Annotated in this window: 17 protein-coding genes and 3 tRNA genes; 7 read left to right on the forward strand and 13 right to left on the reverse strand. The window is 68.1% G+C overall.

Features of this window, described 5'->3' with window-relative positions; translation table 11 throughout:
• Positions 1 to 65: 65 nt before the first annotated feature.
• Complete coding sequence (locus DWQ67_RS13920) at positions 66 to 1,730, reverse strand: hypothetical protein (RefSeq protein WP_199712713.1); 1,665 nt, start codon at positions 1,728 to 1,730, stop codon at positions 66 to 68.
• Between the two features lie 269 nt (positions 1,731 to 1,999).
• Between DWQ67_RS13920 and nadE the strand changes: the two genes are divergently transcribed.
• The 5 genes from nadE (at position 2,000) to DWQ67_RS12225 (ending at position 7,166) form a co-directional block, all read left to right on the forward strand.
• Positions 2,000 to 2,824, forward strand: a complete 825-nt coding sequence (gene nadE / locus DWQ67_RS12205; protein WP_121485888.1) for an ammonia-dependent NAD(+) synthetase — start codon at positions 2,000 to 2,002, stop codon at positions 2,822 to 2,824.
• Positions 2,824 to 3,603 (forward strand): HAD-IIA family hydrolase, encoded by a 780-nt coding sequence (locus DWQ67_RS12210; protein WP_121485978.1) that lies wholly within the window; start codon positions 2,824 to 2,826, stop codon positions 3,601 to 3,603. The genes nadE and DWQ67_RS12210 overlap by 1 nt, the downstream gene beginning before the upstream one ends.
• Positions 3,604 to 3,751: 148 nt before the next feature.
• A complete protein-coding gene (locus tag DWQ67_RS12215) occupies positions 3,752 to 5,476 on the forward strand; it encodes an AMP-binding protein (protein WP_121485889.1) in 1,725 nt (574 codons plus the stop codon).
• A 29-nt stretch (positions 5,477 to 5,505) separates the two neighbouring features.
• Positions 5,506 to 6,315 carry an exodeoxyribonuclease III gene (locus DWQ67_RS12220; RefSeq protein WP_121485890.1) on the forward strand — a complete coding sequence of 270 codons (810 nt, stop codon included), beginning with the start codon at positions 5,506 to 5,508 and terminating at the stop codon, positions 6,313 to 6,315.
• Positions 6,315 to 7,166, forward strand: coding sequence for a hypothetical protein (locus DWQ67_RS12225; RefSeq protein ID WP_121485891.1), 852 nt, complete (start codon positions 6,315 to 6,317; stop codon positions 7,164 to 7,166). The genes DWQ67_RS12220 and DWQ67_RS12225 overlap by 1 nt, the downstream gene beginning before the upstream one ends.
• Before the next feature lie 7 nt (positions 7,167 to 7,173).
• Here the strand turns inward: DWQ67_RS12225 and DWQ67_RS12230 are convergent, their stop codons facing one another.
• The 11 genes from DWQ67_RS12230 to DWQ67_RS12280 all read right to left on the reverse strand — a co-directional run bounded on the left by DWQ67_RS12230 (position 7,174) and on the right by DWQ67_RS12280 (position 12,914).
• Entirely contained in the window at positions 7,174 to 7,920 is a 747-nt protein-coding gene (locus tag DWQ67_RS12230) for a hypothetical protein (RefSeq protein WP_121485892.1), read from the reverse strand.
• A gap of 47 nt (positions 7,921 to 7,967) precedes the next feature.
• Positions 7,968 to 8,579 (reverse strand): hypothetical protein, encoded by a 612-nt coding sequence (locus tag DWQ67_RS12235; protein ID WP_121485893.1) that lies wholly within the window; start codon positions 8,577 to 8,579, stop codon positions 7,968 to 7,970.
• The gene (locus DWQ67_RS12240) at positions 8,576 to 9,175 is read right to left on the reverse strand and encodes an Asp23/Gls24 family envelope stress response protein (protein WP_121485894.1); all 600 of its coding nucleotides are present in this window, start codon (positions 9,173 to 9,175) and stop codon (positions 8,576 to 8,578) included. The genes DWQ67_RS12235 and DWQ67_RS12240 overlap by 4 nt, the downstream gene beginning before the upstream one ends.
• Complete coding sequence (locus tag DWQ67_RS12245; protein ID WP_147433695.1) at positions 9,172 to 10,047, reverse strand: Asp23/Gls24 family envelope stress response protein; 876 nt, start codon at positions 10,045 to 10,047, stop codon at positions 9,172 to 9,174. Before DWQ67_RS12245 ends, DWQ67_RS12240 begins: the two co-directional genes overlap by 4 nt.
• Before the next feature lie 330 nt (positions 10,048 to 10,377).
• Positions 10,378 to 10,578, reverse strand: coding sequence for an SDR family oxidoreductase (locus DWQ67_RS12250; RefSeq protein ID WP_121485896.1), 201 nt, complete (start codon positions 10,576 to 10,578; stop codon positions 10,378 to 10,380).
• A gap of 53 nt (positions 10,579 to 10,631) precedes the next feature.
• Positions 10,632 to 11,075 (reverse strand): MarR family winged helix-turn-helix transcriptional regulator, encoded by a 444-nt coding sequence (locus DWQ67_RS12255; protein WP_121485897.1) that lies wholly within the window; start codon positions 11,073 to 11,075, stop codon positions 10,632 to 10,634.
• Positions 11,072 to 11,989 carry an alpha/beta hydrolase family protein gene (locus DWQ67_RS12260; RefSeq protein WP_121485898.1) on the reverse strand — a complete coding sequence of 306 codons (918 nt, stop codon included), beginning with the start codon at positions 11,987 to 11,989 and terminating at the stop codon, positions 11,072 to 11,074. The genes DWQ67_RS12255 and DWQ67_RS12260 overlap by 4 nt, the downstream gene beginning before the upstream one ends.
• A 62-nt stretch (positions 11,990 to 12,051) precedes the next feature.
• Positions 12,052 to 12,471 (reverse strand): NAD(+)--rifampin ADP-ribosyltransferase, encoded by a 420-nt coding sequence (gene arr, locus DWQ67_RS12265; RefSeq protein WP_121485899.1) that lies wholly within the window; start codon positions 12,469 to 12,471, stop codon positions 12,052 to 12,054.
• An 85-nt stretch (positions 12,472 to 12,556) separates the two neighbouring features.
• Positions 12,557 to 12,629, reverse strand: a tRNA-Phe gene (locus DWQ67_RS12270).
• A gap of 55 nt (positions 12,630 to 12,684) precedes the next feature.
• A tRNA-Asp gene (locus tag DWQ67_RS12275) sits at positions 12,685 to 12,758 on the reverse strand.
• Positions 12,759 to 12,841: 83 nt separating this feature from the next.
• Positions 12,842 to 12,914: transfer RNA gene (locus DWQ67_RS12280), tRNA-Glu, on the reverse strand.
• Positions 12,915 to 13,002: 88 nt separating this feature from the next.
• On the opposite strand from DWQ67_RS12280, the gene DWQ67_RS12285 reads away from it, so the two are divergent.
• Complete coding sequence (locus DWQ67_RS12285) at positions 13,003 to 13,371, forward strand: metallopeptidase family protein (RefSeq protein ID WP_121485900.1); 369 nt, start codon at positions 13,003 to 13,005, stop codon at positions 13,369 to 13,371.
• Positions 13,372 to 13,394: 23 nt separating this feature from the next.
• Here DWQ67_RS12285 and DWQ67_RS12290 read toward each other — a convergent pair whose 3' ends face one another.
• A complete protein-coding gene (locus tag DWQ67_RS12290) occupies positions 13,395 to 14,180 on the reverse strand; it encodes a glucosamine-6-phosphate deaminase (protein ID WP_121485979.1) in 786 nt (261 codons plus the stop codon).
• Positions 14,181 to 14,216: 36 nt separating this feature from the next.
• Between DWQ67_RS12290 and DWQ67_RS13645 the strand changes: the two genes are divergently transcribed.
• Positions 14,217 to 15,428, forward strand: coding sequence for an N-acetylglucosamine-6-phosphate deacetylase (locus DWQ67_RS13645; protein WP_147433696.1), 1,212 nt, complete (start codon positions 14,217 to 14,219; stop codon positions 15,426 to 15,428).
• The last annotated feature ends 2 nt before the right edge of the window (positions 15,429 to 15,430 follow it).

Consider the following 15,430-nt stretch of genomic DNA (forward strand, 5'->3'; position numbering starts at 1 on the left):
AAAGGGCGGGCCACCAGTTGAAAAACTGGTGGCCCGCCCTTCTGTACAGCCCGTGGGCACTCCCGCTAGTCGCTCGGGGTGAACACCAGCTTGCCGTTGGTCACCTTGGACTCGCCGGAGAAGTACAGGCTCACGTCGCCGCGGACTCGGGCGCTGCCGGCCTTGCCGGTCACGCGCGCCTTGCCGCCGCTCGTGTAGACCCGGTCGCTGCTGGGGCTCGTGGAGACCGTGACGGTGGGCTGCTTGGTGATGGTCCACTTGAGACCGGTCGCTTTCTTGCCCTTGTAGTTCGGGTTAATGCGGAACGGGCAACCCTTGGGTGCCGGGTCCTTGGACTTGACGCACTGAGCCAGGTAGGCCTTCACCGCATTCTGCGTATCGGTCTTGTAGGCCGCGGTGCGGGTCTCCTTGAACTCGATGCGCTTCAAGCCGGATCCCACGCTGTTACGGTCAAGGCCGCTGGCGTTGACCTCAACGGGCGCCACCTTGCCGAAGGCCGAGTAACGGTCGCCAGCACGCTCAAAGGTGTAGGTACCCGGCAGCACTCGCAGGCGCGCGGAGCTGTACTCGCTGCTACCGGCGGGGATCTTGACGTCCACGCCGTTGACCTTCACCGTGGCCGCGTTGGCACCGGAAACGGAAATGGTCGGCAGGGAGAACATGTCGATCTGCCACGGGTTCTCAGCGTTGTCCGGGCCGGTCTTGACGACCTGGAACGTCACGCGACGCTCCTCGGCGCCGGTCACGATGACAGCGGAGACGTCCTTGCGGTCATCCGTGTAGCTGTCCTTGGTCTCCTCGATCCGGATGTCGGTGGGACGCTTGGTCGCCGCCGTGTACACCGCGTCAGTCAGCAGCACGTCAGACTCATCGCCGCTGCCGCTGAATTGTGTGGTGTCAATGAACTTCATCGCGTTGGCCGCCTGACCATCCTTCAGAGCCGTCACCAGGCCGGTCACTGCCGCGTCGGCAGTGCCCTGCGGGATGGTCTGAGGGGACGGGGCACCCTCGGTGGAGCCGGAGCTTCCCTCCGGAGCGCCACTGCTTTCAGGGGCGCCGCTGCTTGACTCGGGCGACGAGGAGCTCGCGGCGGTGGAGTCAGCCTGCTTCTTGTCGTTGTTGGCGTTGCCAACCAGCACAATCACCAGCACGATGGCCGCGACCACAAGCGCACCGATGATGCTCAGGATGATCGCCATACGCTTCTTGTTGCTGCCGCCGCCCTGACCCTGGCCACCAAACTGGTCGCCGGGGCCACCGGGGCCACCAGGACCTACCGGCCCGCCCGGCCCGCCCGGGCCACCGAACGGGGACTGCTGGCCGCCCTGACCAAACGGCGCGGCACCGGCCGCGCCGAACTGCTGGGGCTGATCGCCAAACTGCTGATTCGGGTCACCAAACTGCGGGGGCTGCGCGCCAAAACCGTCCTGCGGGGCGCCGTCGGGCCCCTGCTGTGGGGTGTTCCAATCCGGCTGACCGGACGTGGCACCAAGCTCGCCACCCTGGCCGTAGTTCTCCTGGGAGGCCTGCCACGGGGCCTGGGGCAGGTCGCCCCCACCCGGGGGAGCGATGTCCGGCTGCCCAAACTGGGTAGTCGGGGTCTCGTAGCCCGAGGGCTCGTTATAGGGTGCCGGCTGACCCCAGCTCGGGGGCTGCTGGCCGTCCGGATTGACCGGATCGGGAGTGTTCCCCGAATCCTGGCCAGGCGTGGACTGATCGTTGTTTGCCATGGTCTCCCCCACTGCGCGAGTGATGATTTAGTCTTGTGGATCGAGATACTACTGGAATCTTTGTGCGTCTGAACTAAAAAGGCGGTGTGACACAGTGCTTCACTCAATCTAGATCACACTGTGACACAGCATTGTGCCAGGACGCGCATTCAAGAAGCCACTATCCGGCTCCACAAGTCGGCGTCAAGCCGCCACATCGCGTCAGATCAGCCCACGTCACGTAGTCCCAGCGCTTCGCACCGGGGCCACACCTCATTAGGCTGGTGGGTATGCGAGAACTCCAGCGGCAGATTATCGAGGAGATGGGCGTGCAGCCCACCATCGACCCGGCCAAGGAGGTGGCGCGCCGCGTGAGTTTCCTGCAGGACTACCTGCGAGCCACCCACACGGCCGGCTTTGTTTTGGGTATCTCCGGCGGGCTGGATTCCACCCTGGCCGGGCGCCTGGCCCAACTGGCCGTGGAGGGCCTGGCTAGCGAGGGGATTGCCGCGGATTTTGTGGCTGTGCGGCTGCCTTACGGCGAGCAGGCGGATGAGGAAGATGCTCAGGCCGCCCTTGAATTCATCCAGCCGGCCACGCGGTGGACCTTCAACATCAAGCCTGGCACCGACGGGCTTTCAGAGGAATTCGCGGCGACGACCGGCCGCGAGATCTCCGACTTCAACCGCGGCAACGTCAAGGCGCGCATGCGCATGGTGGCCCAATACGCGCTGGCCGGCGAGCGCAACCTGCTGGTCCTCGGCACCGACCACGGCGCCGAATCGGTGGTGGGTTTCTTCACCAAGTTTGGCGACGGCGGCGCGGATATCCTGCCGCTCTTTGGGCTCAACAAGGAACAGAACCGGGAGCTGCTGCGCCACCTTGGGGCGCCGGAACAGCTCTGGGCCAAGGTGCCCACGGCGGACCTCCTGGACGGGCGGCCCGGCCGCGCGGACGAGGACGAGCTGGGCATCAGCTACGCGGACATCGACGCCTACCTGGAGGGCCACGAGGTCCCGGAGACCTCCGCGGCCCTCATCGAAGAGAAGTACCTACGCAGCCGTCACAAGCGCACCACGCCGGTGACGATCATGGATTCGTGGTGGAGGAACTGATGACTGACTCATCCCAGAACATTGAATGCTGGCTCACCGACATGGACGGCGTGCTGGTGCACGAAAACGCCCCAGTGCCCGGCGCAGGTGACCTGCTCAACCAGTGGCGGGACCAGGGCAAGCGCTACCTGGTGCTGACCAATAACTCCATCTACACACCACGCGACCTCTCCGCGCGCCTGTCCTCCTCCGGGCTTGAGGTGCCAGAGGAGAACATCTGGACCTCCGCCCTGGCCACGGCGGTCTTCATCGCGGACCAGCAGGAGCGCGCCACCGTGTATTGCATCGGTGAGGCGGGGCTGACCACCGCGCTGCATGAGGCGGGCGTGATCCTCACGGATCAGAATCCCGACTTTGTGGTGCTCGGGGAGACGCGCACGTACTCCTTTGAGGCCATCACCCGCGCCATCCGCTTGATTGCCGGCGGTGCGCGCTTCATCTCCACCAATCCGGACGCCACGGGGCCCTCCCTGGACGGCGTGCTCCCGGCGACCGGCGCCATCGCCGCGTTGATCACCAAGGCGACCGGCCGGGTCCCATACGTGGTGGGCAAGCCCAACCCCATGATGTTCCGCTCCGCCATGAATCGCATTCAGGCGCACTCGGAAACAACCGCGATGATCGGTGACCGCATGGATACCGACATCGTGGCGGGCATCGAGGCGGGCCTGAAGACCTTCCTGGTCCTCACCGGCATCACGCAGCGCGAGGACATCCGCCGCTACCCCTTCCGCCCCAATCACGTCCTGGACTCGGTCGCGGACCTGCTGGAGCGCTAAGCACCTGCCCGACGACGCGGGGTCGCGCCTCGCTGGAAGGTCACCAAGCGGCGTCGGGCACTTCCTCCCACCCGGCCGCGGCGATACGGTGAGGTGAGCCAAGTCACGAGGGCGCCCGCCCGCCGGGCGCCGCCGAGAGGGGACCACCATGTCCGTTACGGACCAGTACCGCGCCGCCCGGGATCAGCTCCTTGCCCTCCGCGAGGATTACGCCACCGCGAAGGCGGAGTTTGTCTGGCCGCAACTGACCCACTTCAACTTTGGGCTGGACTGGTTTGATGAGGTCGCCGCCAGCCCCCGCGGCACCACGGAGGCGCTGGTGATCGTGGAGGAGGACGGCCGCCAGACCCGGCGGACGTGGAAGCAGCTCTCCGCCCGCTCAAACCAGGTCGCCAACTGGTTCCGGGCCCAGGGCATCAAGCGCGGCGACCGGGTCATCCTCATGCTCACCAACCAGGTGGAGCTGTGGGAGATCATGCTGGCCGGCATGAAGCACGGCGTGGTCATGATCCCCACGACCACGCAGATGGGGCCCGCCGATCTGGCGGACCGGGTGGAGCGCGGCGGCGCCTCCTGGGCGGTGGCGCGCTCGGAGGATCTGTCAAAGTTCGACGCCGTTCCGGGCGCCTACCAGCGCATCACGGTGGATGAGCCAGTGGAGGGTGCGCTGAATTACGCGGACTCCGCCCAGCTGGAGACCGCTTACCACCCAGACACCCTGACCCGCGGGGACGAGACGCTGCTGCTGTATTTCACCTCTGGCACCACGTCCAAGGCCAAGCTCGTGGAGCACACCCACACCTCCTACCCGGTGGGGCACCTCTCCACCATGTATTGGATTGGCTTGGAGCCCGGGGACGTGCACCTGAACGTGGCCTCCCCCGGTTGGGCCAAGCACGCCTGGTCCAACGTCTTTGCGCCGTGGATCGCGGAGGCCACCGTGTTCATCTACAACTACGCGCGCTTTGACGCCAAGGCGCTCATGGAGCAGATGGACGCGGAGGGTGTCACCAGTTTCTGTGCGCCGCCCACGGTGTGGCGCATGCTGATTCAGGCGGACCTGAGCCACCTGAAGACGCCGCCGCGCAAGGTGGTCTCTGCCGGGGAGCCGCTCAACGCGGAGGTGATTGACCGCGTGGCGCAGGCCTGGGGGCAGACCATCCGCGACGGCTTTGGGCAGACCGAATCCACCGTGCAGACCGCCAATCCTCCCGGCATCCCCATCAAAATCGGGGCCATGGGCCGCCCCATGCCCGGCTACGACGTGGTGCTAGTGGACCCGGCCTCCGGCGTGGAGGCGGATGCCGGCGAGCTCTGCCTGCGCCTTGACCCGCGGCCGGTGGGGCTCATGGTGGGCTATCACGGTGACCCGGAGAAAACCGCGGACGCCTTCCGCGATGGTTACTACCACACGGGGGATATGGCGGAGCGGGACCAGAACGGGATCATCACCTACGTGGGCCGCGGCGACGACGTGTTCAAGTCCTCCGACTACCGCCTCTCCCCCTTTGAACTGGAGTCCGTGGTCATTGAACACCCCGCCGTGGCCGAGGCGGCCGTGGTGCCCTCCCCAGACCCACTGAAGCTCTCCGTGCCCAAGGCCTTTGTGGTCCTGGCCGCTGGCTACCCCGCGGACGCCGACACAGCCGAATCCATCCTGAAGTACTGCCGCGAACACCTGGCCCCGTTCAAGCGCATCCGTCGGCTGGAGTTTGCCGAACTCCCCAAGACCGTCTCCGGCAAGATCAGGCGGGTGGAGCTGCGCCGGGCAGAAGAGGCGCGGCATCAGGGGGCCGGCGCGGAGAAGACGCAGCAGCCCGCGGGCCTTGGCCACGAATACCGGGACAGCGACTTCCCTGGTCTGAAGGGGTAGCCCGGCCCTCAACTTGATAGCGTGTGCGGGTGAAGATCGCGACCTGGAATGTGAACTCCCTCCGTGCCCGCGCAGACCGGGTTGAGGCCTGGCTGGAGGCCAACGACGTGGACGTCCTGGCCATCCAAGAGACCAAGTGCAAAGACGAGAACTTCCCGTGGGAACTCTTTGAGCGCCTGGACTACGAGGTGGCCCACTTTGGCTTCAGCCAGTGGAATGGCGTCGCGATTGCCTCCCGCGTGGGGCTGGACGACGTGCAGCGCACCTTTGCGGGTCAGCCCGCCTTCGGCAAGGGCGGCAAGGACCCGGTGCAAGAGGCTCGCGCCATCGGCGCCACCTGCGGCGGCGTGCGGGTGTGGAGCCTGTACGTCCCCAACGGGCGCGGGCTGCAGGATGAGCACATGCCGTACAAGCTGGAGTGGCTGGACGTGCTGCGCCAGGACGTGGAGGGGTGGCTGGCGCAGGACCCGGAGGCGCAGTTTGCCCTGACAGGGGACTGGAACATTGCCCCGCGGGATGAGGACGTCTGGGACATGCAGTACTTCCTCGAGAACAACCTCACGCACGTCTCCGCCCCGGAGCGCCAGGCCTTCCAGGACTTCCTCGATGCCGGGCTGACGGACCCCATGCGCCAGCGGCACCCCGGCCCCGGCCCCGGCGTCTACACCTACTGGGATTACACGCAGCTGCGCTTCCCCAAGAAAGAGGGCATGCGCATCGACTTCCAGTTGCTCTCCCCCGCCCTGGCCTCCCGTGTGGTGGACGCCAACGTGGACCGCGAGGAGCGCAAGGGCAAGGGCGCCTCTGATCACGCGCCCGTGGTGGTGGAGCTGTCCTGATGCTCCCGGACGTGGCCCCTGGCGTGCGGCGCAACCTGCCGCCCACGGCTCACCTTCGCGTGTTTTCACCGCTGCGGGCCTTTGATGACACGGATCAGTTGCTGATTCGTGAGCAAGAGCCCGCGTCCCGCATGTCCTACGAGATCACCGCGCGCCGGGCGCTGCTCACGCGCGTGACCCGGGACGTCACGGACCCGTTCCCGCACGAGACGCTGGAGCGCTACCGGGTGCTGCACCACCCCACGGAGGAGGGCACGGGCACCTTTTACTGCCCGGAGCAGCTCCCGTTGCGCGCGGGCATGGCCGCGGGGCTGTTGGAGGACGAGCTCCCCTTTGCGCTGATGGACGCGGTGATTCCGGCGACGGCGGCAGAGGCCCACTCGGAGCGCCTCCAGGAACACGGGATGTGGCTGGATGATGAGCCGCTTTTCACCCGGGACGCCACCTGGGGCATCCCCTTGAGTTGGTTCGCCACGATCCACGAGGACGATCCCCACGAGGTGGATGATCACGACGGAGTGCTCACCTCCGTGCGCCTGCGCGTGCCGGTGGTGCTGGCGGTGGAGCGCACAGCGCGGGCCGTTGCGATCGTGGCCAGGGCGGCGGAGGAGCTACCGCTCCTTGACCAGCTCTCCGAGCTCAACGAGTGGCTGCAGCGCTTCCACCCGGATTCCATCCTTGAGATGGACTACGGACCCATGGCACAGACGGTGTGGCCGGACGAGACCCCGAGCGATCTGCGTGAGGGCCTGGACGCCCTGGATGAGGGCGATCTGCTCTCCGCCGCCGCGGCGCATCACCGGATCAGCCGGCGCTGGCATACCGTGCGCCTGCTGGGGCGGGCCAGCTAAAAGGCCCTCAGGCCCCGGTGCTGGGGAAGGTGGAGTAGTCGCTGTTCAAGTCGGCGGAACCGGTGGCCGCGATCATGAGCCCAATGAAGAGGAAATAGCTCAGAATCGGCGCCACGCTGGCCACCACGATGCCAAAGATCCCCAGGGCACGGCCCTTGTTCGTGACGGTGCCGATGATGCCCAGGACCAGCCCGGCGATGCCCAAGAAGCTGGCGATGCTCTGCGCAATCACGGCGCCCCCAGCGGCGGCCACGCCCGCTTCACTATTACCGGTTTCGATGGCTTGGCGCATCTGGTCGATCACAATAAAGTCCGCGATCACGCTGACGGCTAAGGCGAGGACCGCCAATCCCAAGCCAAGAATGCCCGTGAGGGGGCTTCCCGGCGGCCGGGGCGGCGTCGGGGCCGCCACGGGGTACATGTAGGCGCCTGGCTGCGCGTACCCGGGCGCCCCGTAGGGCTGCTGGTAACCGGGCTGGGCATACCCGGGCTGCTGGTAACCGGGCTGCGCATACTGCTGCTGGTACCCGCCCTGTTGGTAACCGGGCTGCTGGTACCCGCCCTGTTGGTACCCGGGCTGCTGGTAACCGGCCTGCGGGTACGACGAGTTCGTCTGCGTCCCCTTCGTATCCCAGGCATCCGGATCAAAGGTGGAGGGCTGCGCGGAGCCGTCCGCGGGCTCAGTGCCGGGGGTGCTACCGCTTCGGCGGGCCTCGTCATCTCCGTTGGGCGGGGTCGGCGGGAAGAGCGTCATGCGGATCTCCTGGGGACTGCTGGTTGGGAAACGACTGCACTGAGCAGTCAGCGTACGCGTTCGGTGCGGGCAAAGCGGGCGCGGGTGCCGCTGACCAATTCCACGAGCACCGGCCCCTGCAGGCCCACCCGCTCGTCCAGTTCTTGAACCCAGCGATCCATATCCTGGACCAACCGCAGCGGTTCCGCGCCGGGACGGGGCTGGATTCGCACACGCAACCCAGCGGCGTCGGCCTGCTGATCCCACACGCTCATGGAGACGCTGAGGATGTCGCCGCGGTCCGCGAGCGCGCGCTTGAGCAGCGCGGTCGGCACGGATCCGGTAATTTCTACGACGCCGCGGGCCTGGCCCTCTGGCACCGCCTCGCGGCTGTAAAGCGTGACGCGTCCGCGACCCTGCGAGAGCATCCAGACCACGGCAAAAACCACGATCAGGACCGCCGGAACCGCCAGGGCCAGCCACACCCACCCGCCGCCGCCGGTGGACGTGGCACCCCACGTCTCCGTGACCCAGGTGTTGATGCTCGCCAAGGGGGCCGCGACCGCGGAGGCGTACGCCGGCAGGACCGAGACAAGGATGAGGTGTGCCCCGAACAGGACACACAGGACGCCCAAGATGGCCAAGATGGTGCGGTTGAGGCCGCGTGGTGTGCGGTTCACTGTCCCACCACCCCCGTGGCGGTCACGGTGACGGAGACCGTGAAGACGCCGGCAAAGCCCTGCCGTTCCAGCTCGGAACGCACGCCCTCCTCCACCGCCGCCCCCTCGATGGAGACGCCGGAGGTGGGGCGGACGGTGACGAGCACGGCCGCGCGGTCCACGATCACCCGCACCTGATCCGGCCCGACGCCGGCGGCGAGGTGGGCCGCGCGGACCAGGGACTGCCCAATCACGTCGTCATCCACCAGCGCCACCACTCGGTGGGTGGGCAGGCTGTGCCTGCGGCGGGTCCCGCGGGTCAGCGCCGCGGCCAACAGGCCAACGCCAATGGCCAGGATCAGCCCGCCCGCCACGGCGACGCCCACGGGGGGATTGCTGCTGCCGGGCAGGCCCACGAACCAGGCCCAGGCCCGTTCCGGCGCAATCAGCCAGGGCTCATGACCCACGGCGCGCGTGCCGGTTTCCAGGGCAAGGTAGCCCAGTAGCGCAATGACCACCACACCGACCAGCACGGAGAGGCCGGAGCGCGAGGCCCTGGTTTCGCGCTGAAGAATGTCCTGGTTCAGCGTGTCCAGGTCGCGGGCGCGGCGACTCATGCGGGGCTCTCCTGAGTCGTAAGGGTGTTCTTGGTCTTGGCGGGAACGGCGTCCGCGTCATCAAAGATGACTCCGGTGACCTGCACGTCCACGCGGGACAGGCGCGCGCCGGTCACGGCCTCAAAGTCGCGCCGCAACGGTGCGCGCAACCCCAGGGCACGTTCGCGAAGGGACACTGCGTCCCCGTCCACTCCCGAGCCCGGCTCGGGTGCGGCGGAAGGCGCCGTGGCGCTCAGTGGGCGCACCGGCAGCGGCAGGTTCAGGCGCAGCGCCAGGTCCCCCGCGTCGTCGCGCAGTGAAATTCCCACCCGGTTCACCGGCACCGCAAAAGCCCTCGCGGCCAGCTGCTGCGCGGTGGAGCTCAGCGCGCGGCTGCCGACCCGGACGTGGCCGGGAATGCTGCCCGACGCCGCTTGGTCGGCTCCCCCGAGCGGCGCAGGGACGGTGCCGGGGCTGGGATTCTTCTCCTCGGCGGCGACCTCTAGCACGTCCACGTTGACCTCCGCCAGGGTGCGTCCGGCATCCGCCAGCGCAGCGGCGACGGCCTGCTGCACGCGGGCCGCTGTGTCCCGCAGCGGGTAGGTATAGGAGACAACGATGCCCAGATCCACCGCCAGCTCGGCGTTGCCCTGGGTCACGGAGACGCCGGCCGAGGAATCCTGCCCGATCGCCTGAGCCAGGCGGCCCAACGCCCGGGAGACGGGCTCGCCGACACCCAAGACGCCGGGGACTCCGGTCACGGCGCGGCGAATGATGACCGCCGGGGACATGTCCTCCGCGGGCTCGGTTTCAAGCGCAGGCTCGGTTTCCTGTGCGGGCGTGCGGTCCACCGCCGGCATCTTGGGCGCATCACCCAAGGGACGCTGTGGCACGCGGGCCACCCGCTGGGCCCCGGTGGGCGGATGCGGGGGCGTGGCTGGAGGCTGCGGCCTGCTGGCGGGTGGCGCAGCGACAGGGGCAGCGCCTGGCGCAGGGACGACCGGCACGGCGCCCGTCGGCGGGGTGCTGGGGCGCGGCGGCACGGATGCGCCCTGCGGCTTGGGTGCTAACGGTGTTTCCTGGCGCGTTTCCGGGCTGCGCGCGGGGGGACGCGGCGACCGATCCGGGCGTTGTGGCTCCTGCATGCGCTCGCCTCCTCAAGATGCTCGCGGTGTGCGTGACGTGACGCCACCCAGCCTACCCGCGGGGGCAGACACCGTGCCTCAGAGCGGCGTTGGCAACACGCCGCCGTCCGCCCTGACCGCCGCCCCGTTGGTTGCCGAGGACAGGGGACTGGCCAGGAATGCGACCAGGTTCGCCACCTCCTCGGGTTCCAGGAATCTCTGGACAAGGGAGGTAGGGCGCACCAGCGCCGCCCAGGCCAAGCAGCTCGGCGCTTCCAGCCGGCGCATCACCCAGGCCATCAACGCTGAAGGGGCCTGGGCGCCCACCCCCTGAACGTGACAAGAGGTGCGCGTCAGTCCGGTTCCGGCGGCGCGTCAAGGAGCTGCGCCGCCTGCCCAAGCCACCGCGCCACGATGTCCAGCTCGTGGGGTTCAAACCCCTGCGTCAGCGCGGCGTTGAGGTGGCCTATGGCGGCAATGGCCTCCCTGCCCGTGGCCGCGCCCTTCGTGGTGAGCGCCACGCGGGTGACGCGCTGATCCGCCTCATCCAGGGCACGCTCCACGAGCCCGCTGGCCTCCATGCGCTTGATCAACCCGGTGGTTCCCGCCGGCGATGCGCCTAGCGCCGCGGCCAGCTGGCTCATGGTGGCGCCGGGCTGGCTGGCCAGGTAAAACAGCACACCACTCGTCGCCGCAGTCACCCCAGCGCCCTTGCCCCTCGCATCGATCCAGCGGCGGACGGAACGCTCAGCTGTCGTGAGGAGAAAGACCAGCCGGGGCGGCCTGCGGGGACTCATGCGGACGTCTTGGCTTGTTCTTGGAGCCACTCATTCACGCTGGGCCACAGGGTGTCGCGGTGCGCGCGTCGGAAGAATCCCATGTGGCCAATCGCGGCCCCACCTACCGGATCAAGGGTGCGCCGCTGAACGTCGGCGTTGCTGAGGTGATCCGTGATGGCATCGACCTGCGCCGGCGTGGCCCAGGGGTCATCACTGAATCCGATCGCCAGCACCTTGCGCGTCACCCTGGCCGCCCGCTCCGCGGCGTCCATGGTGGGGTCGTCAAAGAAGTAGCCGGGGAGCCGGGACCAGGCACTCCACTCCAGCATGGCGGCGCCGGGCATGTCCTCTCCCAGCCCCAGCCGCTTCCCCGGCACAAAGCCAAGCAGCCGGGCCGTGGCCGGCCCCAGCACCCTGAGTACCAGGCCAACACGACGCCGTTCGGCCGGGTTCGGGATGGTCGCGGTGACCCCGGCGTGGGAGGCGATCGTGACGAAGCCCTGCAGCCCGGACGAGCCGTAATCAAGGGAGAGCGCGTGCCCGCCGACGCTGTGCCCTACCGCGAGCTGCGGCACGTCCGGGAAGCGACCCCGCGCCCATTCAGCGACCGCCGGCACGTCCACGGCCATCCAATCCCGCATCCGCATCCCCCGGTGCTGGCGCGGGGAGCCGGAGCTGCCGGTGCCGCGGTAGTCATAGGTGAGGACCGCAAAGCCCTGGCCCGCCAGGTATTCGGCAAACCCGGTATAGAGGCGCTCCGGAACGGCGGTGGCCGGGTGCAGCACCACTGTGGCGATCACGTCCTCCGTGCGGGCCGGCTCCACGAGGTGCCCTCTCAGCTGACCGGAGGGGGTCTGGATGTGCAGGGGCGTTGAGGTGGTGGCTGATGTGCTGGTTTCTGAGGCGGTGGCGTCACCGGAATTACTTCGCATGCGAAGAATCTACGCGATGAACGCTCCACGGCACACCCCCGCGCCAGCGCGGCCCCGCCCAGTCAGTTGATGATCTGCGCGCTCTCATCGTGGCGCAAGGTCTCCAGCCGCACCCTCCACTCCTCCAGAGCCCTGGGCGTCAGCCGGGTCCAGTCGGTGACCTGGCGCACCACCCTGAGTGGCTCGGAGCTGCGATAGGAGCGGGTGGGGTTCCCGGGGAACTTCTTGTCCGTGACGTTCGGGTCGTCCTCAAACGGTCCGGTCGGCTCCACCTGGTACACGTACGCCACCCCGCCCCGCGCGCCCAGCGCCGCGATCTCGGCAGCCAGCCCCGCGCCGTCGGGCAGGGCAGTGAAATAAATGTGATTCATCAGCACTTCTGGCCGATAGTTGGAGCGAAAGCCGGGCGTGAGCAGGTCGCCAGGGGCCAGTGCCACCCTGGTTCCATGGAAGAACGGTCCGGCTTCGAGTGCGGTATCCATGCCCCGATCCTACGGAGGCGCCGCCGCGAAAACGCTCGGGACAAGACGAAACCCTCGCCGCGTAGAAGCTAGGCGAGGGTTTCAGTGGCTCCGACCGGCGTCGATCCGGTGACCTTTCGATTTTCAGTCGAACGCTCTACCAACTGAGCTACAGAGCCGAATGGCCATCTTTCGATGGCCATTCAGATTCTTCGTCGAAACGGAGAACCGTTGCGACCCTGACGGGACTTGAACCCGCGACCTCCGCCGTGACAGGGCGGCGCGCTAACCAACTGCGCTACAGGGCCTTGATTCCGGCCTTTTGGCGCCGTTCACAAGTGGAAACTTTATCAGAGCCTCCTTGACAGTTCCAAATCGCTGGAACCGTCCGTACCCCCAACGGGATTCGAACCCGTGTCGCCGCCGTGAAAGGGCGGTGTCCTAGGCCACTAGACGATGGGGGCGCAGGCGCAAGTGGCTCACGCGTGCGTATCCATCGTAAGGGACAAATCCTGCGCACGCGAACCAGGCGGGGCTCACTAGGCTGGGGCCATGCCATTCAGGGTCAGCACCGACGCGTTCCATCTCGCCGCCACCGAGGCCTTCCGTCTCCTGCCGCCCGCACTGTTGGAACCCCTCGACAACGTGCAGATCTTCATCGAGGAGGCCTACGAGCCGCTCCCCCACGAGCACCCCGACACCCAACTCTTTGGCTACTACGACGGCGTGGCACTGACGGAACGGGGGATCGACGAGATGGGGCGGCTCCCGGATCGCATCGTCCTCTTCAAGGCGACCTTTGAGCAGGCGTGCCAGAACTGGACGGACATGGTGCGGGAGCTGCGCATCACGCTGGTCCACGAGATTGCCCACCACATTGGCCTGGACGAGCGCCGCATCCACGAGCTGGGCTGGGGTTAGGCGCTAGACGCTAGGCCAGCAGGCTAGGCGCCGGGCACGGAGTCCGCATTGGCCACCGCGAAGTCGTAGTAGTCACGGTGCAGCAACCCCGCCGCGGCCGCATCGTCGATGAACACCTCGGTGTGTGGGTGCAGCTGCAACGCGGAGGCCGGGCAGGCGGAGGAGACGGGCCCCTCCACCATCTTGGCCACCGCGTCCGCCTTGCCAGCGCCGGAGGCGATCATCAGGACGTGCCCCGCATCCAAGATGGTGGCGATGCCCTGGGTGATGCAGTGGATCGGCACGGCGTCCATGTCCCCGCCAAAGAAGCGCGCGTTGTCCTCGCGGGTCCTGGGATGCAGCGTCTTGATCCTGGTGCGTGAGCCAAGCGAGGATCCGGGCTCGTTGAAGCCGATGTGCCCATTGCCGCCAATACCGACCAACTGCAGGCCCACACCGCCCGCCTCGCGGATGTCCCGCTCATAGTCCAGGGCCGCCTGCCGCGGATCCCCGGTGGTGCCGGCGGGGACGTGCACCTGATCGGCGCGCAGCCCCCACGGCTCGGTGACCGTCTGCCGAATCACCTGGTGGTAGCTCTGCGGGTGATCCTCCGGCAGCCCCACGTACTCATCCAGCGCAAAACAAGTGATCCCGCTGACGTCCAGGCCGTGGCGCTCAATCCGCTCCCGCACGTGGGCGTAAACGCCCAGCGGGCTGGATCCGGTGGCCACGCCAAGCACCAGGAGGGGGTTCGCGGCGATGGCCTCCGCTACGCGGGCACCGGCCCGCTCTGCGGCAGTGTGTGGCATGGGCGAAATCACAACATCCATGCCGCCAAGCCTATGCTGGTTCCAGCGTTCGCGGGCGTGAGACGACGAGCCGCGCGCGCGTATGACGAGGCCGTTCCCGCACCCCTGGAGACCACCGTGGCGCACATCATTCATTCCGCTCGACGCATTGATCTCTCCGAGGCCACCTCCTCCGGTTCCCCGGTGCCCGCGGGACGGGATTGGATCGCCACTGATCGCGGCCGGATGATCGCCGAGGGGGTCGGTGAGACCTGGACAACCCTGTTGCCCGACGGCGAAGAGTCGGGTTCCGGGGTCCGCGTCACGGACGCGCGGGGCCGGGCCCTCACGGCGGGCTGGGTTGATCAGCACTGCCATGGGGCGGACGGCGTGGCCTTTGACGATGACCGCCACCTTGGCCCGGCCGTGGCGTTGCATCGTGCCCACGGCACGCGCCAGCTGGTGGCCTCTCTTGTCACCAACCCCCTGGATGTGGAGGCCCGCGCCGCGCGGCGCCTGGCCGCCGCGGTGGAGGCGGACCCCACGCTGGCCGGCATCCACCTGGAGGGGCCCTTCCTTGACCACACCCACAGGGGTGCCCACGCGCCCCACTTCCTGCGCCCCGCCGAGCTGGCGGATGTGCAGCGCCTCTACGACGCGTGCGGCGGGCACCTGAAGCAGATCACCCTGGCCCCCGAGCGGGACCACGCGCTGGAGGCCACGCGCTGGCTGGCGGATCGGGGGGTGGCGGTGGCCGTGGGCCACACGAGTTGCACCCGAGATGAGGCCATGGCCGCCTTTGATGCCGGCGCCTCCGTCCTGACACATGCCTTCAACGGCATGCCAGGCATGCATCACCGCGAGCCCGGCCCGCTGGGGGCAGCGCTGGATTGCGCCCACGTCACGTTGGAGCTGATCGCCGACCTGGTGCACGTGCACCCCACGCTGATGCGGCTGCTGTTCTCCGCGGCCTCCGGGCGCGTTGCCCTGGTGTCAGATGCCATGAGTGCCACCGGCTGCAGCGACGGCGCCTACGCGCTTGGCTCGCTGGAGGTGACGGTGACGGGTGGTGTGGCCCGGCTGAAGGAGGGTGGTTCCATCGCCGGCTCCACCCTGACCATGGACCGGGCCGTGCGGCACGTCATCTCCAGCGGCATCAGCGTGAGCGACGCCCTGGCCGCCGCCACCCTCACGCCGGCCTGGGCCATGGGGCTCAAGGCCTTCCCCTCCCCGGGTGAGGCGTTGGAGCCCTTCCTGACCGACGCGGACGGGAACACCGTCGCCGCGTGAGC

This window comes from Galactobacter caseinivorans, from assembly GCF_003640665.1.
In the GTDB taxonomy this organism is placed as follows: Bacteria; Actinomycetota; Actinomycetes; order Actinomycetales; family Micrococcaceae; genus Galactobacter; species Galactobacter caseinivorans.